This is a genomic window from Mesorhizobium sp. M0317 (assembly GCF_040321555.1).
In the GTDB taxonomy this organism is placed as follows: Bacteria; Pseudomonadota; Alphaproteobacteria; order Rhizobiales; family Rhizobiaceae; genus Mesorhizobium.
The window spans coordinates 53,194-78,431 of record NZ_JAMYRV010000026.1; the positions used below are offsets into that span (position 1 = coordinate 53,194).

General features: G+C 59.6%; 24 protein-coding genes and 1 pseudogene. 17 read left to right on the plus strand and 8 right to left on the minus strand.

Features of this window, described 5'->3' with window-relative positions; genetic code table 11:
- Positions 1–54: 54 nt before the first annotated feature.
- The 4 genes from NKI88_RS18830 to hemP form a co-directional block, all read right to left on the minus strand.
- Positions 55–246, minus strand: coding sequence for a ferredoxin (locus NKI88_RS18830; protein ID WP_081725572.1), 192 nt, complete (start codon positions 244–246; stop codon positions 55–57).
- A gap of 39 nt (positions 247–285) precedes the next feature.
- Positions 286–1,503: a cytochrome P450 gene (locus NKI88_RS18835; protein WP_031197232.1), complete on the minus strand. Its 1,218-nt coding sequence runs from the start codon at positions 1,501–1,503 to the stop codon at positions 286–288.
- 844 nt (positions 1,504–2,347) lie between these two features.
- Entirely contained in the window at positions 2,348–3,439 is a 1,092-nt protein-coding gene (locus tag NKI88_RS18840) for a hemin-degrading factor (protein WP_023672205.1), read from the minus strand.
- Between the two features lie 30 nt (positions 3,440–3,469).
- Positions 3,470–3,574, minus strand: coding sequence for a hemin uptake protein HemP (hemP, locus tag NKI88_RS18845; protein ID WP_023672206.1), 105 nt, complete (start codon positions 3,572–3,574; stop codon positions 3,470–3,472).
- Between the two features lie 536 nt (positions 3,575–4,110).
- On the opposite strand from hemP, the gene NKI88_RS18850 reads away from it, so the two are divergent.
- The 5 genes from NKI88_RS18850 to nifW all read left to right on the plus strand — a co-directional run bounded on the left by NKI88_RS18850 (position 4,111) and on the right by nifW (position 7,651).
- Positions 4,111–4,431, plus strand: a complete 321-nt coding sequence (locus tag NKI88_RS18850) for a HesB/IscA family protein (protein ID WP_023672207.1) — start codon at positions 4,111–4,113, stop codon at positions 4,429–4,431.
- Between the two features lie 178 nt (positions 4,432–4,609).
- The gene (locus NKI88_RS18855; RefSeq protein WP_023827193.1) at positions 4,610–4,837 is read left to right on the plus strand and encodes a hypothetical protein; all 228 of its coding nucleotides are present in this window, start codon (positions 4,610–4,612) and stop codon (positions 4,835–4,837) included.
- 36 nt (positions 4,838–4,873) lie between these two features.
- On the plus strand, positions 4,874–6,040 hold the full coding sequence (nifS, locus tag NKI88_RS18860; protein ID WP_023827194.1) for a cysteine desulfurase NifS: 1,167 nt from the start codon (positions 4,874–4,876) through the stop codon (positions 6,038–6,040).
- A 25-nt stretch (positions 6,041–6,065) separates the two neighbouring features.
- On the plus strand, positions 6,066–7,274 hold the full coding sequence (nifV, locus tag NKI88_RS18865) for a homocitrate synthase (RefSeq protein ID WP_023727119.1): 1,209 nt from the start codon (positions 6,066–6,068) through the stop codon (positions 7,272–7,274).
- Entirely contained in the window at positions 7,271–7,651 is a 381-nt protein-coding gene (gene nifW / locus NKI88_RS18870; RefSeq protein WP_023687348.1) for a nitrogenase stabilizing/protective protein NifW, read from the plus strand. The genes nifV and nifW overlap by 4 nt, the downstream gene beginning before the upstream one ends.
- A 52-nt stretch (positions 7,652–7,703) precedes the next feature.
- Here nifW and NKI88_RS18875 read toward each other — a convergent pair whose 3' ends face one another.
- Complete coding sequence (locus tag NKI88_RS18875; RefSeq protein ID WP_023708822.1) at positions 7,704–7,913, minus strand: hypothetical protein; 210 nt, start codon at positions 7,911–7,913, stop codon at positions 7,704–7,706.
- On the opposite strand from NKI88_RS18875, the gene NKI88_RS18880 reads away from it, so the two are divergent.
- The 12 genes and pseudogenes from NKI88_RS18880 to NKI88_RS18935 all read left to right on the plus strand — a co-directional run bounded on the left by NKI88_RS18880 (position 7,837) and on the right by NKI88_RS18935 (position 19,509).
- Positions 7,837–8,688 (plus strand): electron transfer flavoprotein subunit beta/FixA family protein, encoded by an 852-nt coding sequence (locus NKI88_RS18880; RefSeq protein ID WP_023672212.1) that lies wholly within the window; start codon positions 7,837–7,839, stop codon positions 8,686–8,688. The genes NKI88_RS18875 and NKI88_RS18880 overlap by 77 nt on opposite strands.
- 18 nt (positions 8,689–8,706) lie before the next feature.
- Positions 8,707–9,816, plus strand: a complete 1,110-nt coding sequence (locus tag NKI88_RS18885; RefSeq protein WP_023685019.1) for an electron transfer flavoprotein subunit alpha/FixB family protein — start codon at positions 8,707–8,709, stop codon at positions 9,814–9,816.
- Between the two features lie 10 nt (positions 9,817–9,826).
- Positions 9,827–11,134, plus strand: a complete 1,308-nt coding sequence (locus NKI88_RS18890; RefSeq protein ID WP_023687350.1) for an FAD-binding protein — start codon at positions 9,827–9,829, stop codon at positions 11,132–11,134.
- 11 nt (positions 11,135–11,145) lie between these two features.
- Complete coding sequence (locus tag NKI88_RS18895) at positions 11,146–11,445, plus strand: ferredoxin family protein (RefSeq protein WP_023687351.1); 300 nt, start codon at positions 11,146–11,148, stop codon at positions 11,443–11,445.
- A gap of 574 nt (positions 11,446–12,019) precedes the next feature.
- A pseudogene (locus NKI88_RS18900) lies at positions 12,020–12,177 on the plus strand (helix-turn-helix domain-containing protein); the annotation flags it as partial.
- A 227-nt stretch (positions 12,178–12,404) separates the two neighbouring features.
- A complete protein-coding gene (gene nifB / locus NKI88_RS18905) occupies positions 12,405–13,883 on the plus strand; it encodes a nitrogenase cofactor biosynthesis protein NifB (RefSeq protein ID WP_352656557.1) in 1,479 nt (492 codons plus the stop codon).
- A 31-nt stretch (positions 13,884–13,914) separates the two neighbouring features.
- Positions 13,915–14,109, plus strand: a complete 195-nt coding sequence (locus NKI88_RS18910; RefSeq protein WP_023672218.1) for a 4Fe-4S dicluster domain-containing protein — start codon at positions 13,915–13,917, stop codon at positions 14,107–14,109.
- Positions 14,110–14,207: 98 nt separating this feature from the next.
- The gene (locus NKI88_RS18915) at positions 14,208–14,528 is read left to right on the plus strand and encodes a nitrogen fixation protein NifZ (RefSeq protein WP_023672219.1); all 321 of its coding nucleotides are present in this window, start codon (positions 14,208–14,210) and stop codon (positions 14,526–14,528) included.
- A complete protein-coding gene (gene nifT, locus NKI88_RS18920) occupies positions 14,525–14,737 on the plus strand; it encodes a putative nitrogen fixation protein NifT (protein ID WP_023672220.1) in 213 nt (70 codons plus the stop codon). Before NKI88_RS18915 ends, nifT begins: the two co-directional genes overlap by 4 nt.
- 32 nt (positions 14,738–14,769) lie before the next feature.
- Positions 14,770–15,663 carry an SIR2 family NAD-dependent protein deacylase gene (locus NKI88_RS18925; protein WP_031197236.1) on the plus strand — a complete coding sequence of 298 codons (894 nt, stop codon included), beginning with the start codon at positions 14,770–14,772 and terminating at the stop codon, positions 15,661–15,663.
- An 85-nt stretch (positions 15,664–15,748) separates the two neighbouring features.
- On the plus strand, positions 15,749–17,617 hold the full coding sequence (locus NKI88_RS18930) for an ABC transporter ATP-binding protein (RefSeq protein WP_023712675.1): 1,869 nt from the start codon (positions 15,749–15,751) through the stop codon (positions 17,615–17,617).
- The gene (locus NKI88_RS18935; protein WP_023727113.1) at positions 17,617–19,509 is read left to right on the plus strand and encodes an ABC transporter ATP-binding protein; all 1,893 of its coding nucleotides are present in this window, start codon (positions 17,617–17,619) and stop codon (positions 19,507–19,509) included. The genes NKI88_RS18930 and NKI88_RS18935 overlap by 1 nt, the downstream gene beginning before the upstream one ends.
- Before the next feature lie 603 nt (positions 19,510–20,112).
- On the opposite strand, the gene NKI88_RS18940 is transcribed toward NKI88_RS18935, so the two are convergent.
- The 3 genes from NKI88_RS18940 to nifA all read right to left on the minus strand — a co-directional run bounded on the left by NKI88_RS18940 (position 20,113) and on the right by nifA (position 24,380).
- Positions 20,113–21,153 (minus strand): LLM class flavin-dependent oxidoreductase, encoded by a 1,041-nt coding sequence (locus tag NKI88_RS18940; protein ID WP_352656560.1) that lies wholly within the window; start codon positions 21,151–21,153, stop codon positions 20,113–20,115.
- 89 nt (positions 21,154–21,242) lie between these two features.
- Positions 21,243–22,382, minus strand: a complete 1,140-nt coding sequence (gene hisC / locus NKI88_RS18945; RefSeq protein WP_352656562.1) for a histidinol-phosphate transaminase — start codon at positions 22,380–22,382, stop codon at positions 21,243–21,245.
- A gap of 234 nt (positions 22,383–22,616) precedes the next feature.
- Positions 22,617–24,380 carry a nif-specific transcriptional activator NifA gene (nifA, locus tag NKI88_RS18950; protein ID WP_352656564.1) on the minus strand — a complete coding sequence of 588 codons (1,764 nt, stop codon included), beginning with the start codon at positions 24,378–24,380 and terminating at the stop codon, positions 22,617–22,619.
- Between the last annotated feature and the right edge of the window lie 858 nt (positions 24,381–25,238).

Consider the following 25,238-nt stretch of genomic DNA (forward strand, 5'->3'; position numbering starts at 1 on the left):
GCCACATGGTTCAAGCCGCCAGACTCACGGTTGAATGCCGTCTCATCCAGAGCGTCAGCGAGTGAGTTCCAGCGCACGTTCAGGACAGGATCGCGCGCCTCGTGATGCAGGCAGTTCCTCCCCTTCCGCAACTTCAATGTCACCAGGCAGGATGTAACCGTCATTATCGAGTTTAAAGATGTCCGGCGCTTGCGCCGCGCATCGCGCGTGGCCCTGGCATTTGGCCTTTTGGACGATGATGCGCATGGCGCTGCCTCCATTGTCTGTGCCCGGCTCGGGGCGGGCCTAAGACCAGTCCAGGACCAAATTTTCGATCCCGAACACATGGCCGCCAGAAGTTATCGGCGCCGTACCCTGCTTGATCCTGAAAGCCGGGATGCGCGCCAGCCACTCCTCCAGGCCAATGACAATCTCCCGCCGGGCAAGGTGTGAGCCAAGGCAACGGTGGGGACCATAGCCAAACGCTGCGTGGCGGTTGTCCTCCCGCTCCAAATCAATCGTGTTGGGGCATTCGAATTCCGCCGGGTCACGATTGGCAATCATCGTGGCGCAGGAAACATAGTCCCCCTTCCGGATCGGCGCGCCTTCGAAGTCGATATCTTTCGTGGCCACCCGGATCAACTGAATGGGCGGATAGGCCCGCAGCAATTCTTCGGTTGCGAGAGGGATGCGGTCCGGTTCGCTCCGCAGCAATTGCTGATCTTTGAGGTTGCGTGCGAGGTACGCCAAGTCAAAGCCTATAGCTGCTGCGACCGTGTCGAGCCCAGCGACGAAGACAAGCACGCCGATGCCGCGGACTTGGGTGTCAGTCAGCCGGCGGCCCTCGACCTGTGCCTGCACTATAAAGGTCATGAAATCGTCAACCGCCTCATCGCGGCGCATGGCTGCAAGTTCGTCGATGAATGCCACGATCGTCCGGGCAGCCACAGGTCGTTCCTTATCGTCGCCGTGGAGCAGATCTTTCCCCCAGCCGACGAATGTATCGAGTCGGTCATCAGGCAACCCCAGAAAGCGAAGAAAGGTGCTCACCGCGAAAGGAAAGGCAAAATCCTTCATCACGTCGCAGCTTGTGCGCGACGCGGCGATCCTTTCGATCAGCTCGACCGCCCGTTCGCGGACAGCCGGTTCCAAAGCCAACACCCGCTTTGGCGAAAGCAGCGGATTAAGCAGTGAGCGAAAGACGCCATGGGCCGGTGGATCGAGCTCAAGCGGGATCGTCGGCCAGTTCTCACCCAGTATGGAGGAGAAGATGCTGCGATGGCTGGAAAAAGTCTCTGCGTCCTGCAGCACCTTCCGCTGGTCCGCGGCACGGGTGATGACCCAGGTACCCCGGCCATCTTGCGTGTTGTAGCGGGAGTAAAAGATCGGAGGCCCGTCATGTACGCAAGCGACAGCTGCGTGTGGATCCCCGTTGGGTGTTGGTGGCATCCCTGGCGATGTAAACAGGCTGAAGTCCCTCACCATTTCGGGCGGGACATGATCTGGAACGGGGTTGGTCGCCATTTTGTTTTCTCTACATTGGCGTTCATGGCTCAATTGAGATTGCACCGCTGTTCATAAAGTCGATTTCCAGCATGGGCACGTCTCTTGTCGGGCGCCTTCTAGATTCTGTCGCCTGATACAGCCCACCTGCACCAGCGCGGATGAGATGGGTTGCGAAGTCGATCAGAGGGGCATCTCCGCCGCGCTCCGGTCATGAAGCAAAGCGGCCGCTTCCCCGTTAGGGTTGAGAGACTGGTCAATCACCTCTGCCCTGCTGATCAAATTGTCGAAGCAAGTCGCGTGCCGGATAGGGTAGCCATGGCGGTGCACCAAGCAATGCCAGCCTGCGCTGGGTCTGCCGCTGATGATCACCTGTCCATCATTCTTATGACAACGTCCGACAACCGACATCCGTGGTCGGTTTTGTCGAGCCCGCGACATCGGGCTGTTCGGCTTGGCTGTTGCTGCACAGCCTGCCGGTCGACGAGCGAGTAGATCGCTCGCACGGCCCGGATTGAGCAATGACGCGATCCAGCGCAAGGATCGGGTGCGGTCCGAGAAGACCCGACGGCGCTTGCGCGAGACGATCGGAAATATTAAAAAGGTCAAGCCGCGCTTCGGTTCGGCGCTGATGGCGTATGCGTTTTATCGCTCGCAGGCGCTGCAAGGCTTTTCCGGCAGACGGCGATGCACTCGTGCGCACCGGTGCCGACCGGCGACCAGCTTGACTGTATAGATGCGGTCCATTCCGGCGTGCATCACCTGACCATGCGCATGCGCTACGACGGCATCTTTTCCGCTCATGGACCTAGATTTGCTCGCGAGCCGCTGTCGGAACGTGGTGCTGAGTCCTATCGCTGCCAATTCAATCCGAGGACCTGTCGGCAGTCAACACACCCCTGGAGGTCGGACCGGGAACGCGTGGCAGACTCTCGGCCAGAAACCGCCAGTCGCTGCCCTCGCGTTCGCCTTCCTTGCGCGTGCCGAAGAACTGGATGATCATCTTGCCGTCCGCGCCATAGGCTTCAATGGACGTAACGTGACCATCCCTCGTCGGCTTGCGCACGGCCCAGACCTCGCGGATGCGATGGGTCCTAAGATGCAGATGGAAGGTCTCTTCGAGCACATTGATCCGCGGCCCGATCTGCTTGACCGACCTGATCGGGCCGGAATGGATCTGAATGCAACCACGATTGCCGACAAAGCACATGATCGGCATCTCGTCTTCGGCCGCCTGTTGGAACAGGGCGCCAATGGCATCATTGTCGAGTAGCCAGGCGTCATCCTCGTCGGCCATACGCATCGCCTGGCAGCGGCTGAGCTTCAGTGTCTTCAACATATGGTAGAACTGATGCACGTCGCTTAGCCGGCCCCAGTGCTCGCGTAGGTCGTCGACCGTGGTGGCGTGGTCTGGACTCACTGCGTTATCGCGCGCCCCGCTCGCCTCGAGCGATATGATCGGCTCCTGGTCGGGGGATACAAGCTCTGCCGTCAGATCCTGATAGGCCTGCAGGTTCGAGGCGGGCGTGAGATGAGCTTTGTGCATCGCCTCGCCGGTGGCATCAAAGAATTGCAGGCTGCGGCGGATCTCGGCCCCCTCGCGCTTCTCGACGGCGAAGCCATACGCCCACGCTTTCGGGAAGATGCGCAGGTCGATCTCGTCGCCGAGCAGTATGGCATGCTGGTTGCCGGTGACCACTTTGCCGTAGACGCCAATCTTTTGGTGCACGGCACTTTCGTTGCTGGTGACCGCCATCACCTCGCCGACCGCTTCGAGGCCGGTCAGCAGATCATCGACGCGCGGCTCGATGCGCACCGCGCCGTGACCACAATGCGCCGCGACCAACTCGGCTTCCGAAATGCCCAATCGAGCGGCGAGATCATGCTCCCGGATCTTCGGATTGTCTTTGCACGCCCGCCGGATTTCGTCGGGCGACGGTTTCTCGCGTTGGTCCATGCGTACCCCTGTTTCTACGACGTGTGAGGATCATCTGCCCTGCCCGGGAACCTTCAGCCGATAAGGCGCGCCGAAATGCTCGATCCTGATCTGCTGCTGGCCCATGAACAAGGTGTCGCTGGACAGCGTGCGCACGGCGTCGCACCGATGCGAAAACCGGCGAGCAGCCACATGCCGATGGCATCCCATCGAGCCGGTCGGCGGCTACTGGGCGGTGGTGAGCCAGTATGGATGTTGTCGCAATCGGCCAAGCGGGCATTCGGATGCCACGAGCGGCGCTGCTTTGCCAACAACGCGTATCTGACCACGGTCCTGACATGTTACTCCCTTGCTTCGCCCCATCCATCGCGATGGCACCCACGGCATGGTTGTGGATCGGCATGCTCTTGCCGTCTCGCCAAACGGAGCTTCAAAAACCGTGCCAATTGCGCCGAGGCAAGCTCAGAAGAAGTTCTGTCCTTGGTGATGTGAGTTCACCCAAGAACTCAGGCCAACATCCCTCGTGCCGGACCTGACAAACCCGACAGCACGTGTCGATTGGCCGACACCTTATCAGCAATCAAGAGGCACCAGTGCGAGAGATGCCGCGCTGTGTTGAAACGTTTTTTGGCTTTGGCACGGTGCATGCAACGTGATGGGCAAGCAGGTCGCGGACTGAGGAGAATGGAGCCATGATTACGCTCACCGACAACGCTGTTGCCGCCTTCAAGACTGCTCTTTGCCGTGCCAGCGAGCCGGCGGAAGGCTTTCGCATTATGGTCGAGGCCGGCGGCTGCGCAGGCTTCAAATACTTAATGGGCCTGGAGAGCGTGTCGCGCGAGGGCGACGCGATCACTGACACAGATGGGGTCAAGCTGTTCGTGGACGCGGGCTCCCAACCCCATGTAGCCGGCATGACCGTCGACTTCCTCACCGGGCTCCAATCTTCCGGTTTTGTCTTCGATAACCCCAATGCGCGCGAAAAGTGCGGCTGCGGCAAGTCCTTCAGTTAAACGCCCGAAGCGTCTGTGCGGCCGACAGAGTGATTTTGCGGCAGAGGAGACTTATATGGCCGGCACAACAGATGTCCCCGTCCTAAAAAACAAGACAAGGTCAAAGCCGATCTCGGGACCGCCATTCGCTCCCAGTAGGATTCAAAGAACGTCGCCTCCCGAAGCAGCTCGGTTCCTGGTGGCACCCGAGCTGCTTGCGGACAAATCGCGCCGCTGCGCCAAATTCGGCTCATCGGTAGCGTTATCGCGTTCGGGCGTCCGTACCTGCGGGCTGACCTACGGCCACTGCGAACATGTCCATATCGACGGAGATCCGGTTTACGTCAAACACTCCGGGCGCCTGCGCGCGCTGCCAGTTCAAATGATCATCAACGGCATGCGCCAGAGGCTCAACGAGTCGGTCTAGCGCTCGCGTCATTCTGTTTAACTGAGGATCGCACCTATGAAGCCTGTCTACCTCGACAACAACGCAACCACACGGGTCGATCCTGAGGTCGTGCAAGCGATGTTGCCGTTCTTTAGGGATCAATTCGGCAACCCTTCGTCGGCACACGCTCTTGGCGCCTCAGTCAGTGCGGCGGTGAGAAAGGCGCGGAGGCAGTTGCAAGCGCTGATCGGCGCGCAGTTCGAGGATGAGATCACTTTCACCTCGGGTGGGACAGAAAGCGACAATGCAGCGCTTCTTTCAGCGCTCGAGGCGGCGCCCAACCGAACCGAGATCGTGACGTCCGCGGTCGAGCATCCCGCCGTGCTGACGCTCTGCGCGCATCTTGAGAAGACCCGCCGCCTCAAGGTGCACAGGATCCCGGTGGATTGCCGTGGTCGGCTCGATCTCGACGCCTATATGGCCGCCCTCACCCCACAGGTTGCAATCGTATCAATAATGTGGGCGAACAACGAGACTGGTGTGATCTTCCCCGTGGCAAGGCTTTCCGAGTTGGCCAAGGAAGTGGGCGCCCTATTCCATACCGATGCTGTGCAGGCGGTCGGCAAGCTTCCGATGGACCTGAAGTCGACCGCAATCGACATGCTGTCGCTCTCCGGCCACAAGCTGCACGGGCCGAAAGGGATCGGTGCGCTTTTCGTAAAACGTGGCGTCGATTTCCATTCGCTGATCAAGGGGGGTCACCAAGAACACAACCGGCGTGCTGGCACCGAGAATACGCCCGGCATAGCCGGGCTCGGCACGGCGGCCGAACTCGCCTTGAAATTCATGGACGACGAGACCACACGGGTAAAGTCGCTCCGCGATCGCCTGGAGGGCGGGATCCTCCAGCGCATCCCAAGCACCTGTGTCACTGGTGATCCCTTGCAACGGTTGCCCAACACCGCAAACATCTCCTTCGAACATGTCGAAAGTGATGGAATTCCACTTCTCCTCAGCCGCATTGGCATCGCGTGTTCCTCTGGCTCGGCCTGCACCTCCGGCTCTCTGGAACCAAGCCATGTCCTAAGCGCGATGAAAACGCCACACGCGGCAGTCCGCTTCTCCTTGGCGCGGGACAACAGCGAAGAGGACATCGACCGGGTACTCGAGGTCATGCCGGGAATCGTGGGGAAGCTGCGCAGCTTTTCCGGTTCTGGGCCGGGTAGTCCGGTCTATGCGTGAGCCGCAGAAGAACAGGCTGCCTGTCATGACCGGTCATGTCTCCCTCAACGATACGACCTTGCGCGATGGCGAGCAGGCGCCGGGCGTCGCCTTCACCACGACGGAAAAGCTGGAGATCGCTGAGTCTCTTGCGGCGGCTGGCGTGACAGAGATCGAGATCGGCACGCCGGTCATGGGCGTCGACGAGATGGAAACAATTCGCGCCGTGGTAGCGCGGCGTCTTCCGGTTCGGCTCATGGCCTGGTGCCGGATGACGTCGTTGGATCTCGATGCAGCGATCGAGAGCGGCGTCCAAGCGGTCAATTTGTCGCTGCCTGCGTCGGACATCCAACTTGCCGCCAAGCTCGGCCTCGACAAGGCGGGAGCGCTCCAGGTCATCGATCATATGGTCAGGCGCGCCGCCGATGCCGGCTTCTTCGTCGCGGTGGGCTGCGAGGATGCCTCGCGGGCCAATCGGGATCATCTCGCCCGCGTCATCGAGACGGCCGCTCGCGCCGGCGCAAGCCGCGTGAGGCTGGCCGACACAGTCGGTGTTCTCGACCCGTTTTCGACCTTCGAACTTGTCGCCCAGCTCGTGGTGCAGTCTCCAATCGACCTTGAATTTCATGCGCACAACGATCTCGGACTTGCTGGCGCCAACACGCTGGCGGCGATCCGCGCAGGCGCGCGCCATGCCTCCGTCACCGTCCTGGGGCTCGGCGAGCGTGCGGGCAATGCCGCGCTGGAGGAGGTGGCCGCCGCAATGGCAGTCTTCGACGGCGCAGACACCGGCATTGAGCTGACCGCATTGCCCGGCCTCGCCGCCCAGGTGGCTTGGGCCGCCCGCCGGCAGACCGCAGCCACTAAGCCGGTCGTCGGCGCCGATGTATTCACCCACGAATCCGGCATTCACGTCGCAGGGCTGCTGAAGGACTCGCGTACTTATCAGGGGCTCGATCCGACTCTCGTGGGCCGCTGCCGGCGGATCGTCATCGGCAAGCATTCCGGCGCCACTGCGATTGCCCATGTGCTGAGCGAAAGCGGTCGCGATCTCGACCCGGATCTGGCAGCCGCGATGGTGGCCCGCGTCCGACGCGAGGCGGCCGAGACCAAATCGACCGTCACTGCAACTCGACTGGTCGAGCTCTACGATGGAATGTGCAGCGAGGCATCCCTCATCGAGCTGTGCGGGTCCAAGTCAGCCGTGCGCGAGCGCACAGAGGCCACAGTTTTGCGACCAGGAAGAATGCAATGAATTGTTCCGCTGACAGCCGCCCCATGGATGTCACCGACATCCTCGCACGACTGAAGCGCTTGTCGGCTGCAGAGGAATTCTTCTCAGTCCTAGGCGTCGCCTATGACCCGAAGGTACTGAATGTCTCGCGGCTCCATATCATGAAGCGTGTGGGCCAATACCTCGCCGAAGAAGATTTCTCCGGTCTGCCCGACCAGGTGATTGCCGCGAGGGTGCGCGCGACGCTCGAACGAGCTTACGAGGACTTTGCGATTTCCTCGCCGCTCACGCATCGGATTTTCAAGGTGCTCAAGGACCACGATCCGAACAAACCTGCCGCGCCGGGTCACACCTTTGTTCCGTTCGACTCGGTACTGAAGCGGTTCGGACGGGAATGACCGGCGACAAGGGTGCGACGCGACAATGTCGAGCAGCCGCCAAATGCGGTCATCACCACAGCGCCGTCAGAAGCAACCAGCCGAAGTTGTAGGAAAGGGGGAGCGCAAGAGACTTGGCACGAATAATGCGGACAAAGGAGATAACCGCAATGCCGGACCCGGACAGGAGCCTAGAGAAACCGCCAATGCACATCGTAATCTGCATCAAGCAGGTGCCGGACTCGGCACAGATAAGGGTCCATCCGGTCACGAACACGATCATGCGCCAGGGTGTTCCGACCATCATCAACCCTTACGACCTGTTCGCCCTCGAAGAAGCGCTCAGACTGCGCGACGCACATGGCGGCGAAGTCACTGTGCTCACCATGGGTCCGCCCATGGCAGAGGACGCGCTGCGCAAGGCGCTCGGTTACGGCGCCGACCGAGCGGTGCTCTTGACCGACCGCTATTTTGCCGGCTCCGACACGCTGGCAACCTCGTTCGCCCTTTCCCAGGCAATCGCGAAGATTGGCGAGACGTTCGGCACGCCAGACCTCGTCTTCACCGGCAAGCAGACGATCGATGGCGACACCGCCCAGGTCGGGCCCGGCATCGCCAAGCGCCTCGGACTCCTGCAACTGACCTATGTCGCGAAGATCCCTTCTGTCGACCTTGCTGCACGCGAGATCAAGGTCGAGCGCCGTTCCGAAGGCGGCACACAGATGCTGAAGAGCAGGCTCCCTTGCCTCATCACCATGCTGGAAGGCACAAACGAGATCCGCCGGGGCTCGATCCAGGACGCCTTGTGCGCCGCGCGCAGCCAGGTCTTGAAATGGAGCGCGGCCGACGCCGGCATTGAGGATCTCACCAAATGCGGCCTGCGCGGTTCACCGACGGTCGTCAAACGTGTTTTCGCCCCTCCTGCTCGAGCTGAAAAGGCGGCACAAATCGACACCGCCGAGAAGGCCTTGCGCGATGTCGCTGACGAACTCATCACCGCAATCTTCACCCGCCAGCCGGCGCTGGAACATGAGCTCGCCTTTAACGGCGGCGCGTGACGGCAAGGAGCAAAAACGATGTCGACCGCGAATGGAGAAACCCCTCGCCCTGCCGCCGGCCGCGCCGGCATAAAGAAGGAGTTGCCCGCCCATTTCAAGGACTACCGGCACGTTTGGGTTTTCATCGAGCTCGAACGTGGCGAGGTCCATCCGGTATCGTTCGAACTGCTCGGCGAAGGCCGCAACTTAGCAGACAAGCTTCAGGTCCAGCTTGCAGGTGTCGTGCTTGGACCGCCGGGAGAGGCCGTGGGGAACGCCGTTGCCGAAGCATTCGCGTATGGCGCTGACCTTGTCTACATCGCCGAGGCGCCCCTGCTCGCCGACTATCGGAATGAACCTTTCACCAAGGCGTTGACGGATCTGGTCGATACCCACAAACCCGAAATCCTTCTTCTCGGTGCCACCACACTGGGCAGGGATCTTGCCGGCTCCGTGGCGACGACCTTGCAGACGGGGCTCACGGCCGACTGCACCGAACTCGATGTAGATACCGACAGTTCGCTCGCCGCCACGCGTCCGACTTTCGGCGGTTCCTTGTTGTGCACGATCTATACGCTCAATTTCCGCCCGCAGATGGCGACCGTGCGGCCGAGGGTCATGCCCATGCCGCAGCGGACGGATAAACCGGTCGGGCGTGTCATCCGGCACAAGCTTTCGCTTGCCGAGGACGAGATCGCTACCAAAGTCCTCGGCTTCCTGCCGGACAATCAGTCGGCGAAGGCAAACCTTGCCTATGCCGACGTCGTGGTTGCGGGAGGCCTTGGTCTTGGCGCGGCGGAGAACCTGCAGCTTGTGAAGAACCTCGCACGAGCAATCGGCGCCGAGCACGGCTGTTCGCGTCCGTTAGTCCAGAAGAGCTGGATGCCAGCTGATCGGCAGATCGGCCAAACTGGCAAGACGATCCGGCCGAAGCTTTACATAGCGGCCGGGATTTCCGGCGCCGTCCAGCATCGGGTTGGCGTGGAGGGGGCGGATCTCATCGTGGCCATCAACACCGACCCGAACGCGCCGATTTTCGATTTCGCTCACCTCGGAATCGTCACCGACGCGATCCGCTTCCTGCCCGCACTGACGGAAGCCTTCACCCGGCGGCTGTCGCCCCACAGTCGCGATAAGCTTTCGAGCTAAGGGGATGGACATGATCGAGGAAAACTTCGACGCCATTGTTGTTGGGGCAGGCATGTCCGGAAACGCAGCTGCTTACACCATGGCCAGCCATGGCCTGAAGGTGCTGCAGTTGGAGCGGGGTGAATACCCGGGCTCCAAGAATGTCCAGGGTGCCATCATGTACGCGAACATGCTGGAGAAGATCATCCCGGATTTCCGGGATGATGCGCCTCTCGAGCGGCATTTGGTTGAACAGCGGCTTTGGGTGATGGACGACACATCCCATACCGGGATTCACTATAGGTCGGACGACTTCAATGAGGCGAAGCCCAACCGATACACGATCATCCGTGCCCAGTTCGATAAATGGTTTTCGCGTAAGGTGCGCGCGGCCGGCGCGACCGTTCTGTGCGAGACGACCGTGACGGAACTCATCCGTGATGCCAAGGACAGGGTGATCGGCGTCCGCACAGACCGGGCGGGCGGGGCCATCTACGCGGACGTGGTCGTTCTCGCAGAAGGTGTCTGCGGACTGCTTGGCACTCGAGCCGGCCTGCGCGAGATGCCAAAGCCGCAAACCGTGGCCCTCGCCGTCAAGGAAATGCATTTCTTGCCCGAAGAGGTCATTGAGCAGCGGTTTGGCGTAAAGGGCGATGAGGGCTGCGTGATCGAGGCGGTGGGCACGACCTCCCGCAGCATGGCCGGGCTCGGCTTCCTCTATACCAACAAGGAGTCCATCTCACTGGGCATTGGCTGCCTCGTCTCCGATTTTGCCGCGATGGTCGAGAGCCCCTACGTTCTCCTTGATGCCTTGAAGAGCCATCCTTCGATCCGGCCGCTGATCGCCGGCTCGGAAGTGAAAGAATATTCCGCACACCTCATTCCCGAAGGCGGCTACAAGGCTATTCCGCAGCTCTTTGGCGATGGTTGGGTCGTGGTCGGCGATGCCGCGCAACTGAACAACGCGATTCACCGCGAGGGTTCGAACCTCGCCATGACCTCCGGCCGCATTGCGGCTGAGGCAATCGTCGAGGTCAAGAGCCGCAACGGTCCGATGAACAAACGGAATCTCGCCCTTTACAAAGCCATGCTGGACAAGTCCTTCGTGGTCAAGGACCTGAGGAAATACAAAGACATGCCGGCCTTGCTCCACACCAATTCCAGCAATTATTTCACGACTTATCCGCGGTTGATGTCGCAAGCTGCGCAGAACTTCATGCGTGTCGACGGCACGCCGAAGATCGAGAAGGAAAAGGCGACCACGGCGGCCTTCATCAAGGCGCGCTCGCGCTGGGGGCTGGTCAGCGACGCGGTCCGCCTTGCATTGGCGTGGCGCTGAGGGGAGACGATATGACCAGCGCAGCGACGAAGTCACGTGTCGAGGACAAGCTTTACCAGAACCGCTACTTGGTGGATTCCGGCCGCCCGCACATCAAAGTGCGACCGCACCAGAAGCCGAGCGCGAATTTGCTCGCGCTGACCCACGTCTGCCCGGCGAAATGTTATGAGTTGAACGACAAGGGTCAAGTGGAGATCACTGCCGACGGCTGCATGGAGTGCGGCACCTGCCGGATTTTGTGCGAGACGAGTGGTGAGATCGAGTGGAACTATCCACGCGGCGGTTTCGGAATCCTCTTTAAATTCGGATGACCGGCGCACGCACACTTAAGGCGGCGATCATCCAGTACAGCTGAGTCTCGGCCATGCCATTTTTTGCTTTAATAGCCAATAAATGAAGAGACATTGCATGAATACTGTTCTTGCATAATTCAGCCTCAGATAAAAAATTCAGGTTCACTCTGGACGACAACCGCTGAAGTCGTCTCTATGAGCCACCGGGCCGCAGATCGGGTCGACGAGGCCCTGAACCGCCCATCCAGCATGCCCTAAGCAGATACCCGCTCAGGGACTCTACGATATGTGAAGGTGCCGACCGCCCCGAGCGAGCTGGAGATTACGCTCGCCATACGCTGGCCAATTGTCGTGAACGTCCTGCCCGCTTTCTGCAGACGGGTAATTGAGCGATCGTCGTCCTGGACGCTGAAGGAGAGCCGCAGATTGCCGGCACTGCCGGCAATACCCACGCACCTCAATCAGGCACTCGCCGCCTCATATCACAGGCCGTAACAGATCAAGCGAATTGCAGCTGCCGGCCAGTCGCATCGGCGCCTCCGCATCAAGGTATCTCCTCTTACGGCCGCATCCGAACCATGCCGCTTGTCGCCCGCATCTGACGGAACGCAACCGGCTGATCGACGCGATTGACAAGGCCGGTTGGGTTCTGCCTGGGCGGCTCGTATCCTCGGCCTCACGCCATGGCAAATCGGCTACGCCCTGCGCCGGCATGGTATCAGGGTGAAGAAATTCCAGACGTCGCGATGACGTCAAGCGCAAGCAGCCCGGAGTGGTCTCGCTCACACTCTGCGCGCCCGAGGCTGCTAGCCTCGCGACCCTATTTGCTTGTCCACTGTCGTAAGCCCGACAAAGGTGTGTCGGAGCAATCCGAAGGAATCTGACACGAGAAGCCTATTCGTGAACCGAAACAGCTCTTTGGGCTGGCATAGCTCTTGCGCTTTGAACTGCGACATCACGCAGCAACGGAGCCGTTCATGTCTGCACCGGCAATTTCGCTTGAGAGCCTCAGCACGACATTCGGTGACCAGTTGCTTGGCACCATGAAACTCGGGGGCTGCGCGTCTTCGTCCTGCGGCTCGTCGACAAAGCCCGACGACACGGATCCGGCTGTCTGGGAGAAGATCAAGGATCACCCCTGCTTTTCAGAAGAGGCGCATCACTATTTCGCGCGTATGCACGTCGCGGTCGCGCCGGGCTGCAACATCCAGTGCAACTACTGCAATCGCAAATATGACTGCGCCAACGAAAGCCGGCCTGGGGTGGCCTCTGAAAAGCTGACGCCCGATCAGGCGCTACGCAAGGTGATCGCGGTCGCCAATGAGGTGCCGCAGCTTTCCGTGCTCGGCATCGCCGGACCGGGCGACGCCTGCTACGACTGGAAGAAGACGAAGGCGACCTTCGCCAGGGTCGCCAGGGAAATCCCAGACATCAAGTTTTGCATATCCACGAATGGGCTGGCGCTGCCCGACCATGTCGATGAGCTTGCTGACATGAATGTCGATCACGTGACGATCACGATCAACATGGTCGACCCTGAGGTCGGTGCAAAGATCTATCCTTGGATCTTTCACGATCATCGCCGCTACGTCGGCATTGAAGCCACCCGGATCCTGCACCAGCGGCAGATGTTGGGCCTGGAGATGCTGACCGCGCGGGGCATCCTCACCAAAATCAACTCGGTGGTGATCCCGGGCGTGAATGATGAGCATCTGATCGAGGTGAATAGATGGATTAAGGAGCGAGGCGCGTTCCTGCACAACCTTATGCCGCTGATTTCGGACCCGGCCCACGGCACGCACTACGGTCTGAGCGGGCAGCGCGGCCCAAACGCAATGGAGATGAAGGCTCTTCAGGATCGTGTCGAAAACGGCGCCCAGTTGATGCGCCACTGCCGGCAGTGCCGGGCAGATGCCGTGGGCCTGCTCGGAGAAGATCGTGGCCAGGAATTCACAGTCGACCGGATTCCCGGCGAGGTCACCTACGATGCCAGCAAACGCAAGGCCTATCGGGAGCTGGTCGCGGAGGAGCGCCGTGATCACGTCGAGGCTAGGAGAGAAGCGATCGGATTGGTCAAGGCAGCGAGCCCCGGCAAGTCCCTTCTCTTCGCGGTGGCGACCAAGGGCGGCGGCCGCGTCAATGAGCATTTCGGCCATGCGAAGGAATTCCAGGTTTATCAAGCCTCGCTGAAAGGGATCAGCTTCGTCGGGCATCGGAAGGTGGACAAGTATTGCCTTGGCGGCTGGGGCGCAGAAGCCGCCCTCGATGGCGTCATCGCAGCGCTTCAAGGCATAGATATCGTGCTGTGCGCCAAGATTGGAAATTGCCCGCAGGATCAGCTCGCGGAGGCTGGAATCAGAGCCACCGACGCCTGTGCCCATGACTATATCGAGACAGCAATCAGCGCGATTTACATCGCCGCATCTGGGATCCCCACACTCGCGGCGACGGCCTGAGCTGTCTCATTCATTCGGACCAGGAGTTAAAATGGCTTTCAAGATCATCGCATCCCAATGCACCCAATGCGGCGCCTGCGAATTCGAATGTCCTTCCGGCGCGATCAAGTTCAAAGGCGAGAGCTACGTGATCGAGTCACAGAAGTGCACCGAATGCGAGGGGGTCTTCGATGCGCAGCAATGTGCCTCGGTATGTCCGGTGCCGAAGACCTGCGTTCCTGCGTAACGGACATTGGACTGCCGACATGGTTGGGGGCTGCCTACGCAGGACGCCTGGAACGCCTTGTTCGCAATCTCAGCCGCAAGAGAAATCAGGGAACGGACATGTCGCTCGGACGCGAAGAGGAGATCGAAATCCGCAGGCCTCCACGATTCATGCCGGGAGAGCGGGTACGTGCCACTCGCCACATAAAGAATGACGGCACCTATCCTGGCAGGGAGATCGGCGAAAATCTCGTGCGGAAGGGGGACGAGGGATATGTGCGCGACATTGGCACCTTTCTCCAGCAGTTCTTCATCTATGCGGTCGAGTGGATCGACCGTGGCACCGTAGTCGGTATGCGAGCGCGTGAACTGATGAGCCTCGACGAGGCCGAGGCGCCCTGCAGTGCTGAAAGCAATACCAATGAAGGGACGGCCAGATGAAAGTCATGATCCGCAGGACCGATGCTGGTTTGTCAGCGTATGTCCCCAAAAAGGACCTCGAAGAGCCGATCATCAAACTCGAGAAGGAAGAGTTGTGGGGCGGAACGGTCACGCTCAGGAACGGGTGGCGGCTCCTCCTACCCGATCTCCCACATGATACGCGTCTGCCGATCACCGTCGAGGCAAGGAAGATTTCCGAAGAGGGCTGATGCTGCCCCTAGGTGCGTCGCGAGGAAACGAGATGAACACGATCCTGACATGGGGCCACCTCGTCATTGTGCGGGACAGTTTTGCTGAAAAGCTGCTTGACCTGGCGAAGGAAGCGCTCGCCGCCGATGAGGTGATCCCCTATCTCGGTCCGGGTCTTCTTGAGTTGAACTGTGTGGAACCGCCTGTGCCGCATACCCCGGAGGTTGTTGCCGCGGCACTCAATGCACGGGCTCCAGCCCCTTCCAGGATCCGCACCAATATGTGGTCGGTTGCACAGTTCATCGAACAGCGCCGGCATCGCCGGACGCTTCAAGCTTGGATGACCGACATATTCGCAGCGCCGGTGGGGCCGACCCCCTTCCACGCCTGGCTCGCAAGGCTGCCACTCTCCCTCATCATCGACAGCTGGTATGACAGCGCGATGCGCACGGCTCTGGTAGAGACCGGCCGAACGGACGTCGTTGAGATACAAGGCGTCACGCGCGCGAATGAAATCGGCAACATTTGGACGAAAACCTACGATTTGTCCGGGAGGGAGCTCGACCCCCGATTGGGGGCCAAGACGGTTCTCTATTCACCTCACGGGAGTATTACGCCCGCGCAAAACTTTCTCGTCGCAGATTCCGACTACGTCGAAGTCCTGTCCGAAATTGATATCCAGACACCGATCCCAGACGCTGTGAAGGAACGGCGCATCACCCGTGGATTTTTCTTCGTTGGCTGCCGCTTCAACGATCAGATGCTGCGCACCTACGCCAGACAGATCATGAAGCGCTCCCGCGGTCCCTATTGCACCGTAATGGACGCGGAAACCCTGACCAGAAACGAAGCGCGTTTTCTTGCGGCAAGCGGAATCACGGTGATCGACATGCCACTAAGTCAAGCGGCGGCTCGGCTTGTGGGAACGGGCACGGCTGCAGGTTGAGGACGGGATTAACAATGGCGGATGCCTTTGATGATGTCTGCTTCGGCTTTCCTCGAAGGCGCAAAATGCAGTCGGGAATACACCCGTGAACAGTGAAGCTGTCAGCGGCGCAACGAACGCACTGAATTCGTTGGCCCATGTTGAAGCGGCGCGCTGGGGCCGGGATTTGAGTACGCTGTTGCGCATCACGCGTATGAATCTGCGCCATCCGTGGCAGGTCGCCCTCGCTATGGGCTCGACGATCATGGCGGCAATCCTCCAGTTGCTCATTCCCCAGCTTCTCGGCCGGGCTGTCGACCAGACCCAGACAGCTATCGGGGGCGGTGTCGCGGGGGCTGCGGCAGGACAAGCGCTCTGGGCCCCGGCTCTCCTGCTGCTCGCCGTCAGCGCGCTACGCGGCGTTTTCACGATGGCGCAGAACTATTTTGCCGAAGCCGTCGGGCATCATGTCGCGTACGAATTGCGGCTCGCCTACTACGACAAGATCCAGCGTCTAAGCTTTTCCTTTCACGACCGGGCCCATTCAGGCGATCTGATAACCGCCGGAATGCTCGATCTCGAAGGCGTGCGGATGTATTTTTCCACCGGGCTCATGCGGGTGCTCCTGCTGACGATGCTGATCGGGATTGGCGCTTACATGATGATCTCGACCGATCCCGTGCTCGGCTTGGCCGCGCTCAGCTTCGTGCCTTTTGTCGCTTGGCGCTCATCGACCACACAGCTTAGGCTGCGCGCCACCTGGCTCGACCTCTATGAGCGCCTTTCGGTACTAAGCCGCGTGATGAAGGAAAATCTCGCAGGTATCCGTGTGGTCCGCGCTTTTGCGGCTCAATCCTATGAGATGCTGAAGTTCGACGGCGCTTCCAAGAACGCGCTCGACCTCGCCAACGATCTCGTTGACATCTACGTACCCAACACGTCGGCGATGACCTTGTCCTACTTTTTCGCAATGGGATTGGTGCTTGGGATCGGTGGCAACAAGCTCGTCGCTGGCGAGATCAGCGTCGGAACCATGGCGACCTTCCTGACCTTCATGACCATGCTGCAAATGCCAGTCCGCCAGATCGGTCTCATGGTCAATGCGTTTGCCCGCGCTTCTAGCTGCGGTTCGCGGCTTTTCGGTCTCCTCGATCAGGAGATCACCATCAGGGATGCTCTCGAGGCCAGACCGCTTGAGATAAGTGACGGCACTCTGCGCTTCCACAATGTCTCATTTGCCTACCCCAACGCCGAAAACCGCGCCATTCTGAAGAACCTCAGCTTTGAGGCCCGGAGAGGCGAGACGATCGCGATCGTCGGTCCGCCGGGTTCCGGCAAATCGACGATGGCTCATCTGGTCCCCCGCTTTTACGACGTGACCGGTGGCGCCATCACGTTGGACGGCCAGGACATACGCAATGTCACCCTCGAGAGCCTTCGCAAGGCGGTCGCGGTTGTACAGCAGGATGCGTTCCTATTCACCACAACGATCGAGAACAACATCGCTTATGGCGATCCCTGGGCGAAGAGACAGCGAATTGAACGCGCTGGAGAATTCGCCCAGCTCCACGACTACATCCTCGGGCTCCCGGCAGGGTATGAGACGGTCGTGGGCGAACGCGGCGTTTCTCTCTCTGGCGGCCAGCGCCAGCGTCTCACGATTGCTCGCACCATGATGCTGCGCCCCTCCGTCATCATTTTCGACGACTCGATGGCCGCGATCGATGCCGGCACCGAGCTGCGCATTCGCGCGGCGATGCGGCGCTTCGCAAAGGATCGGGTGACGATCATCATCGCGCACCGGCTGAGTGCGCTTAAGCATGCCGATCAAATCCTTTTTGTCGATAACGGCGAAATCGTAGAACGCGGCACGCATGAAGAGCTTCTGGCGAAGCGGGGACGCTACAGGGCCCTTTACGATCTCCAGACGTGCCCGGGTGATAGCATTATTAGCCAGGATGGGGGCGCCCGCTGATGGACCAGGGCCGCGGCGAACTCGAAGCCGAACCTGACGACGGGAGACGCCCTCCGCGCGCGGTCGTCGGCTCGCACCGGATCGAGGAGGAGATGTTCGGCCGGGCTTTCGACAAGAGCATCCTCCGTCGCATCTGGGGCTTCGTCCATCCCTACCGGGCAAAGGTAGTTGTCACGATTGTCGCGATGCTGATCTTCACCGGGACGCAGCTTCTCATCCCCTTGATCATCCGCTACGCGATCGACCTCGGCATGAACCCCGCAAGGCCCGATCGCTCAGCCCAGCTTGCGGCCGTCGGCGCGTTCCTTTCGGCGATTTTGGTCAATTTCGCCGCCGGCTACATGCAGGAAGCCTTGGATGGGAAAATGGCCGAAACTGTCCTGTTCGACATCCGCCGCGCCATGTTTGGCCATCTGCAAAAGGTTTCGCTCTCTTTCATGGACAAGACCGAGGTCGGACGCCTGATGTCGCGCCTGCAAGGCGACGTTAACTCCATACAGGAGTTCCTGGAAACCTCGGTATATTCCCTAGGCGATGTTGCGCTTCTCTTCGGCATCGTTTTCGTAATGCTGTGGCTCGACTTTCGCCTCGGCCTCCTGACGCTATCGGTTCTGCCGATCCTGGTGATCGTCCGCATTGTCTGGTTGCCGCGTGCCCGCGACGCCTTCATGGCTGCACACGAAACCAATTCCGTCGTCAATGGCGCGCTGGCCGAAGCCATTCACGGCGTGCGGACCATACAGTCAATGGACCGCCAGCAGGTGAATTTCAGTCTTTTTGACGATCGGGCCCATGCGAACCTCAGGACCCACCTGATCGCTGCCAGATATGCACTGGTCATGGTGCCCATCGTCGATGGCATCACCGGCCTCGCCTTGGCCGCCGTTATTGTGGTCGGCGGCTCGATGGTCATGAATAGCCGTATAGATGTGGGCGTGTTGGTAGCCTACCTATTTTACATCCAGCGCTTCTTTGACCCGATCCGCTCACTCACCCTGCAATATTCGGTCATGCAGCGCGCCATGGCCTCAGGCAAGCGCCTGACCGATGTGCTCGACGTCAAGATCGATGTTAAGGACAAACCCAATGCCGAGGTGCTTTCGCCCGAAATGGACGGCTCGGTCGAGTTTAGGGACGTCACCTTCGGCTACGATCCGAACCGTTCGGTTCTGAAAAATGTCTCGTTCAAGGTCAATCCGGGCGAGACGGTCGCACTAGTCGGACCGAGCGGTTCTGGCAAATCGAGTGCGATGGCCCTGGTCCACCGCTTCTATGATGTTCAGCAGGGTCAGGTGCTGGTCGGCGGACATGATGTACGCGACCTCACCCAGGAATCGCTCGGCCGCCAGGTCGCCATGGTGCTGCAGGAGCCATTCCTGTTCACCGGGACGGTCTTCGAGAACATTCGATACCAGAAGACGGAAGCCACGCGCGACAAGGTGATCGAGGCGGCCAAGGCTGTCGGCGCGCATGACTTCGTCATGAGCCTCGCCGACGGGTATGAGACCCAACTTGGCGAACGCGGCGACAACTTATCTCTCGGCCAGCGCCAGCTTATCAGTTTCGCCCGCGCCCTCGTCGCTGACGCCAAGATCCTCGTGCTCGACGAAGCTACCGCCAATATCGACAGCTACACGGAATTGCAGATTCAGAAGGCTCTGATCAAGCTGCTTGAAGGGCGGACTGGCCTCGTCATCGCCCACCGTCTCGCCACGGTCCGGGGGGCCGACCGCATCATCGTGCTTCAGAATGGCCAAGTTATTGCGACTGGCAACCACGATGAGTTAATAGCCATGGGCGGCCTGTATTCCAAACTCTACTATCTCAACTACGCCTCCTTCGACGACCTTCCCGAACACGATACCACCGTCCAAGCTGGCTCTCAGACCTGACATCTTGGCGGCCTTGTGGTAGTGGCGTTGACTTTCGGGCGTGTCGGCAGACCACTCAGGCCACCGCATCCGGCAAGCAGCCAGCATTCAAGAACGAGCACTCCTCGCAATTCGTGAAGACCGGCTGCGAACGATTTCCTCCAGCATCGTATCCGACCGCGGTGCACCACCATCATCGGGCGAGCTCGCTGGAGGTGTTGGCTGGGCGTCGCAAAGCCGCTCGCGAGCGCGCCCTCAATAGCGCCGTAGCGAGTGACGGCTTTGCCACCGACGGGCCGCTGATGAAGCTGGATTAGTGGGCGCCGCACCGACGCCGCCCCGGGCGAGAAGAACCTCCTGCGGCTGGCTATGGGCAACGACTAGCGCCAGCGCGACGAGCAGACGCGTGCCGGCATCGTGACGCGCTCGGCTACCCTCTCCTTAGGATCGTGCATGTTCACACGATGGCCCAGCCGCCAGCCAACGCACAAAGCTGGTATTCTGTGCCGCCTGCTCGTCGTCAGTTGGCCGCCTCCCGATTGCCCGCCCCACCACGTGCAAGCTCGAGCACATGAGTGTGAGAGCGCTGCACAACGATTTAACCTCAGACCGCGAATTTCATGGTCAGCCAAGTCGAGCCATGATTTCGGACTGAATCGTCCTCGCGGTGTAAAGGGAAGCATCTAGCGGCAGATTTCCAAATGCCATTTGACAAAGCAAGTAGTTGGCACCTGCCTCTTCCAACTGATCTAGCAGAGCTTTTCGCACAGACTCTGCTGATCCTACCACGCACAATTCACTCTCGACTGCCGCATCGAAGGTCAGCGGCAAGTTTGGTGGAGTGGGGATAGCGTTAAGCTCGTAAAGGAATTGGAAGCTCTTGAGCCAGCGTGCGTAAGCAGGTGCCGCGAGCGAATAGGCATGTGTGTCACAACGCCCAATCACGACCATGCGGAGCAATCCGACAAATCGCCCTTGATCCCCCCCGCCTGCGTTGTCCTCTCGATAGGCGCGGAACGCATCAGTAGTTTTGCGAACGGAAGAGGAAGGTCCTACACACGCGATATTTGTTCCATTCGCAGCGGCCCAAGCTGCGGACTCGGGTCGATTGGCAGCGACCCATGTGGGCGGATGTGGACGCTGATGAGGTCTTAGCGTCAAAGGAACGTCATTGAGATCGAAATGGCGGCCTTGATAGCATAGCGTGCCGACCTCCCTAGAATTAACAAGTATTTGCATAAGAATTTCGCTGGCTTCGGCATAACGGCCCGGCACCGCGTCCGCACCAATCCCGAAGTAGCCCAATTCGGTCGGGAGAGCACCGCGCCCTATGCCCAGTTCGAGCCTGCCACCGCTCAACTGGTCCAGCATACAGATCTCTTCGAACGCACGCAGCGGATGATAAAGCGCAAGCAGCATCACCAAGGGTCCGAGACGCAAGCGCCGGGTGCGCTGGGCGACGCTCGATAAGAACAGATTCGGCGATGGACCTCTCCCATGGGGAGTACAGTGGTGTTCTGCGAGATGGTAGGCATAGAACCCTAGCTGATCGCACGCCTCTGCTAAGATCAGGCGATCTTCGTACTGCCGGCCTATATCGAGGCCATCCTCATCCAAATGATCGAAGATGCCGAAAGCCAGGTTTGAAGGAAAGACGTTTGTCACTCTTTAAGTCCCCGATTTTAAAAGCAGGCTGTTTTCTTGCTGGGATCACCAAGCAAGTCGGAAGAGATGTGTGTGATCGCCGATTAGCGTCAGCGTAACGAAGAAGGAGAGCCTGACGCTTCCCTGCCCCTGGAGCTTGGCACCCTTAAGCTTCCAGCAATGTCGCCAGCGGCAGCAAGAAATTCATCCATCTGCTCTTTTGTGCCGATGCTGACGCGGATACAGTGTTCCAAGCCTTTGTCCGGAAAAAACGCGACAAGTATCTTTTGCCTCTCCAATGCTGCTTGCCACCATGAGCCGTCCTGTCCCGCGGGCACACGGGCCAGCAAGAAATTTGCGCGGGAGGGTGTTACGGAAAATCCGAGTTGCGATAGTGCAACTGTCACTCGCTCTCGTTCATCCTTGATGTGCTTGTGGTTGTCTGCGTAGGCGCCGCGATGCGCAAGCACGCTGATACCAACGGCATGCCCGATCACGTTCATGTTGAAGACGTTCTGGATGTTTCGCAGCCTTCCAATAATTTCAGGGTGACCGAAACCGAAACCGACGCGAATGCCGGCGGCGGCATAGCTTTTCGAGAATGACCTCAAGATCAGAAGGTTCGAATACCGGTTGATGAGGCGCAGTCCGTGATCGGGTGCAAAGTCGACGTATGCCTCATCAAGGACAACCAACCGGTCCGATTGTGCTACGAGGCGTTCGATATCGCTGATCGGGAGGAATGTTCCGGTCGGATTGTTTGGATTGGCCAACATAATAAACTTGGCGTCTTTTGCCGGACCGGAAAGCAATTGCTCCATTGGCAGGGAATGAGCTTGACATCCGATTTCGAGGAACTCAGCGCCCTGAAGCATGGCAAGTTTGCGGTTGAACGAAAACCCTGGCGACATCATCGCAACCTTGTCGCCGGGTGCGAGGAAAGCTCTGTAGATCAGTCCGAGCAGTTCAGACGACCCGTTGCCAGCGATGACCTGATCCCTGGAAACGCCATAGGTGCTGGACGCTGCTTCCCTCAATCTGAAGTTATCGTCATCCGGATATAGATACTGGCGCTTGAGGGCCGCCACTGCACTTTGCATTATGATTGGCGGCAACGGAAACGGGTTCTCATTCGTATTCAGCTTGATAAAATTTGCGTCCGGCGCTGGTCCGTTGGACGGCAGAGCATCCAACTGTCGTGTCACTTGCGAAAGAGCCGAAAGCACAGTTTGCAGTTTTGCATCGGACATATTTAACTCCGTTTCAGTCACACAGGGGCATCCGTATGAGCTCGCAACGAGAGCAACATGGCGGACGGGATTGACGATGGCAGGGTTGCCTTTCACACAATGGTCGCAGCGCCGGCTGACATGGGAATTCAGCCAGGCTGTCCTCGGTCGAATCGAGTTGACGCGCACGCGGATCTGCATCGCTGCGCGGCGCCAAGGCGCTAAGCGGCTCAGCTCATGCCCAGGGTCATGCTTTCAAAGACGCTTGATCTCGACGCCGTATTTCCTCAGCACGTAGCCAATCTGTCGCGGGGTCAGCCCAAGCAAGCGCGCTGCCTTTGCCTGCACCCAGCCACATCTTTCCATGGCAGCAATGACGCGCTCTATATCGGGCGTCCTCGAGCCAATTGGGTGGGTTGCGCCGGCAAGCGGGTTAGTCGCGGCCGAACTGGCGGCCTCGTCCGGGGGCGTGGCCAAATTCGCTGACTCCGGCAGGATCGGCGGTGGTTGCAGCGCGGCCTTGCCCGATCTGCACTTCCACAGCGCCTCGGCAAAGCATTGGCCTTGGGAGCAGGCAAAGTCGTTTCTCCCGATTGACAGTCCCTCGGCCAGGATCGCTGTCCGGTGCACGCAATTTTCAAGCTCGCGAATGTTGCCGGGAAACTCACATTTCATCAGCACTTCAATCGCACGCGGATCGAAGGTGAGCGTACAGCCGTTCTCGTCGTTGAACTTCTTGAGAAACTCAGCTGCGAGGAGCGGAATATCGCTGCGCCTTTGGCGCAATGCTGGTACCAGCAAGGGAACCACGTTGATGCGGTAGTATAGGTCGGCGCGGAACTCATTCCTTGCAACCGCCTCTTCCAGGTTCCTGTTCGTGGCGGCAATCACGCGAACATCGACCTTGATGGTCTGATTGCTGCCGACGCGCTCAAACTCCTGCTCCTGCAGCACGCGCAGTAGCTTTGCCTGGAACGAGGCCGAGATCTCGCCAATCTCGTCCAGAAACAACGTCCCCTTGTCAGCGAGCTCAAAGCGCCCCCTGCGGGAATTGAATGCGCTTGTGAAGGCACCCTTCTCATGACCGAACAATTCGGATTCCAGGACTGTCTCTGGGAGCGCTGCACAATTGAGTTTAACGAAGGGCCGCTTGGCGCGCGGCGACAACTCGTGAATTGCCTTGGCAGCCAGCTCCTTCCCGGTACCGGACTCACCTCGCAGCAGAACTGTGGTTTTTGCCTTGGCTACGACCGCGATCTTCTCCAGCAGGGCGCTTATCGCCGGACTGTCACCAATCATCCCCTCGACGTGGACCTTTTTGCGCCGGGGTGCAGGGTGCTTAACATCAGAAAATTTCGTTTGCAGCCGATGTTCCAGCTCCGGCGTTCGCTCGCGGTCGGCCGCGGAGAAGCGATGCAACTTGACTGTCTGTCCCACCATGTTGGCAATCATGGTAAGCAGCCGGACATCATCGTCGAGCCGATAGCTTGACCTGCTTTCCAAAACCCGGTCCAAAGTCAGCGCGCCTATGGCGTTCCCATCAACACGAATGGGAACGCCGATGAACGACACGGTGTCGGAGGCCCCAAGCACCTCGATATCAGCGGCAGTGAAGGTCGGATGCATCGCTATGTCCTCGGCGAGGAGCGGCGTGTCGGTCGTCACAATCTGGTCGATGGCGTTGCGCGGCAGGCGCGACCGGGAGGGCTCATTGCCGTTCGTGCCGCAGCCGCTGGCCACTGAGATGTCCAGTCCGCCCTCGGCATCGCAGAGAGCGATGATGCCGTGCCGCATCTGCACAAACGAGTGCAGGAGATCGACTACCTTGGCCAACTTGAGTTCGAGCCGGGCGGCATCGGCGAGTACTTTCGATATTTCGAAGATGCCGGTTAGCGCGCGCTCGTGCAATGCCACACTCGCAGGATTCGTGTCGGACTTTGGACAACCCTTTATCGCATTCGGCAGCGATATGCCGCAGTCGCGGGCATTCTGTTCTGACTTGCTAATGTTGTGGTGCATGTGATCCTCGATCTCGCGCCATCAAATCTAGGCTGGCGGCATGTGCGCCCGCGACATCGCGGGCACGCGCGAAAATGCTCCGACGTGAACTCGTGCCGCCGCCGTGTGGTCGAGTGCAAAGCGGGTCTAGCCCTGACGCATCGCTTGGCTACTCCCTCCACGAGGCTTGGCCATGTTATTGGCTTGCCCCGGGCAAACACACGTTGTTTTCAAAAGACTGGAGCGAGGCGGCATAGTCAATCGAGCTTTCTTTCATCTGTGAAAGGAAACCTCGCGGCCTATGATAGGATTCATCAGTTCTATCTTTGCGTTGAAGCAGAAATACCTGGGCCGGCCATGCCTTGCCCGAGCCGCTGACCGCGCGGAGTGTAAATGCGGGGCCGTGCCATTCACCAGCGCCCGCGAAGGAGGGGCGGGAGCGATAATAACAGCCAACGGCACTGGTCGGTCGCGGCAGACGCCATCTTTCTCGAGTTGATCAGGCGGCGGCGATGTCGCGTGTGAAGGCGCGAAGCTGGCATCGAGTACGACTTCGTAGGCGGTGCCCGCAACTTCTGAATCGCATCGTCTTGGTCAGCACCATCACCAGCCTGGGGCCGAAATCGGCACACTCAATGAGCGTATCGAAAAGTCTGAACAGATTACGATGCGACCGCTTGGAAACGGCTGCCCCTGCTGCGGGCGTTGATTTGCAAAATTGGTCGTCCAAAAGGCCGTCCGAATATCTGATTGCAGTGGCTGCATGGTCGTAGGCTGTCTAGAAACGAGCGCTTCCGAACAGGGGTAAGTTAGCCTGTCATCTGGACGGCCTTGAACAGGCGACCTATTGGTACGCGCTGGCGCCAACGATGGGGCCCG

What these genes read in the sequence shown, in the direction of transcription:
- nifB (WP_352656557.1), top strand. Translation starts at nt 12,405, where the DNA reads ATGTCTGCACCGGCAATTTCGCTTGAGAGCCTCAGCACGACATTCGGT.
- NKI88_RS18850 (WP_023672207.1), top strand. Translation starts at nt 4,111, where the DNA reads ATGATTACGCTCACCGACAACGCTGTTGCCGCCTTCAAGACTGCTCTT.
- NKI88_RS18880 (WP_023672212.1), top strand. Translation starts at nt 7,837, where the DNA reads ATGCACATCGTAATCTGCATCAAGCAGGTGCCGGACTCGGCACAGATA.
- nifV (WP_023727119.1), top strand. Translation starts at nt 6,066, where the DNA reads ATGACCGGTCATGTCTCCCTCAACGATACGACCTTGCGCGATGGCGAG.
- NKI88_RS18925 (WP_031197236.1), top strand. Translation starts at nt 14,770, where the DNA reads ATGAACACGATCCTGACATGGGGCCACCTCGTCATTGTGCGGGACAGT.
- nifT (WP_023672220.1), top strand. Translation starts at nt 14,525, where the DNA reads ATGAAAGTCATGATCCGCAGGACCGATGCTGGTTTGTCAGCGTATGTC.
- NKI88_RS18935 (WP_023727113.1), top strand. Translation starts at nt 17,617, where the DNA reads ATGGACCAGGGCCGCGGCGAACTCGAAGCCGAACCTGACGACGGGAGA.
- NKI88_RS18890 (WP_023687350.1), top strand. Translation starts at nt 9,827, where the DNA reads ATGATCGAGGAAAACTTCGACGCCATTGTTGTTGGGGCAGGCATGTCC.
- nifS (WP_023827194.1), top strand. Translation starts at nt 4,874, where the DNA reads ATGAAGCCTGTCTACCTCGACAACAACGCAACCACACGGGTCGATCCT.
- nifA (WP_352656564.1), bottom strand. Translation starts at nt 24,380, where the DNA reads ATGCACCACAACATTAGCAAGTCAGAACAGAATGCCCGCGACTGCGGC.
- NKI88_RS18875 (WP_023708822.1), bottom strand. Translation starts at nt 7,913, where the DNA reads ATGATCGTGTTCGTGACCGGATGGACCCTTATCTGTGCCGAGTCCGGC.
- NKI88_RS18910 (WP_023672218.1), top strand. Translation starts at nt 13,915, where the DNA reads ATGGCTTTCAAGATCATCGCATCCCAATGCACCCAATGCGGCGCCTGC.
- NKI88_RS18915 (WP_023672219.1), top strand. Translation starts at nt 14,208, where the DNA reads ATGTCGCTCGGACGCGAAGAGGAGATCGAAATCCGCAGGCCTCCACGA.
- nifW (WP_023687348.1), top strand. Translation starts at nt 7,271, where the DNA reads ATGAATTGTTCCGCTGACAGCCGCCCCATGGATGTCACCGACATCCTC.
- NKI88_RS18830 (WP_081725572.1), bottom strand. Translation starts at nt 246, where the DNA reads ATGCGCATCATCGTCCAAAAGGCCAAATGCCAGGGCCACGCGCGATGC.
- NKI88_RS18840 (WP_023672205.1), bottom strand. Translation starts at nt 3,439, where the DNA reads ATGGACCAACGCGAGAAACCGTCGCCCGACGAAATCCGGCGGGCGTGC.
- NKI88_RS18895 (WP_023687351.1), top strand. Translation starts at nt 11,146, where the DNA reads ATGACCAGCGCAGCGACGAAGTCACGTGTCGAGGACAAGCTTTACCAG.
- NKI88_RS18835 (WP_031197232.1), bottom strand. Translation starts at nt 1,503, where the DNA reads ATGGCGACCAACCCCGTTCCAGATCATGTCCCGCCCGAAATGGTGAGG.
- NKI88_RS18885 (WP_023685019.1), top strand. Translation starts at nt 8,707, where the DNA reads ATGTCGACCGCGAATGGAGAAACCCCTCGCCCTGCCGCCGGCCGCGCC.
- hisC (WP_352656562.1), bottom strand. Translation starts at nt 22,382, where the DNA reads ATGTCCGATGCAAAACTGCAAACTGTGCTTTCGGCTCTTTCGCAAGTG.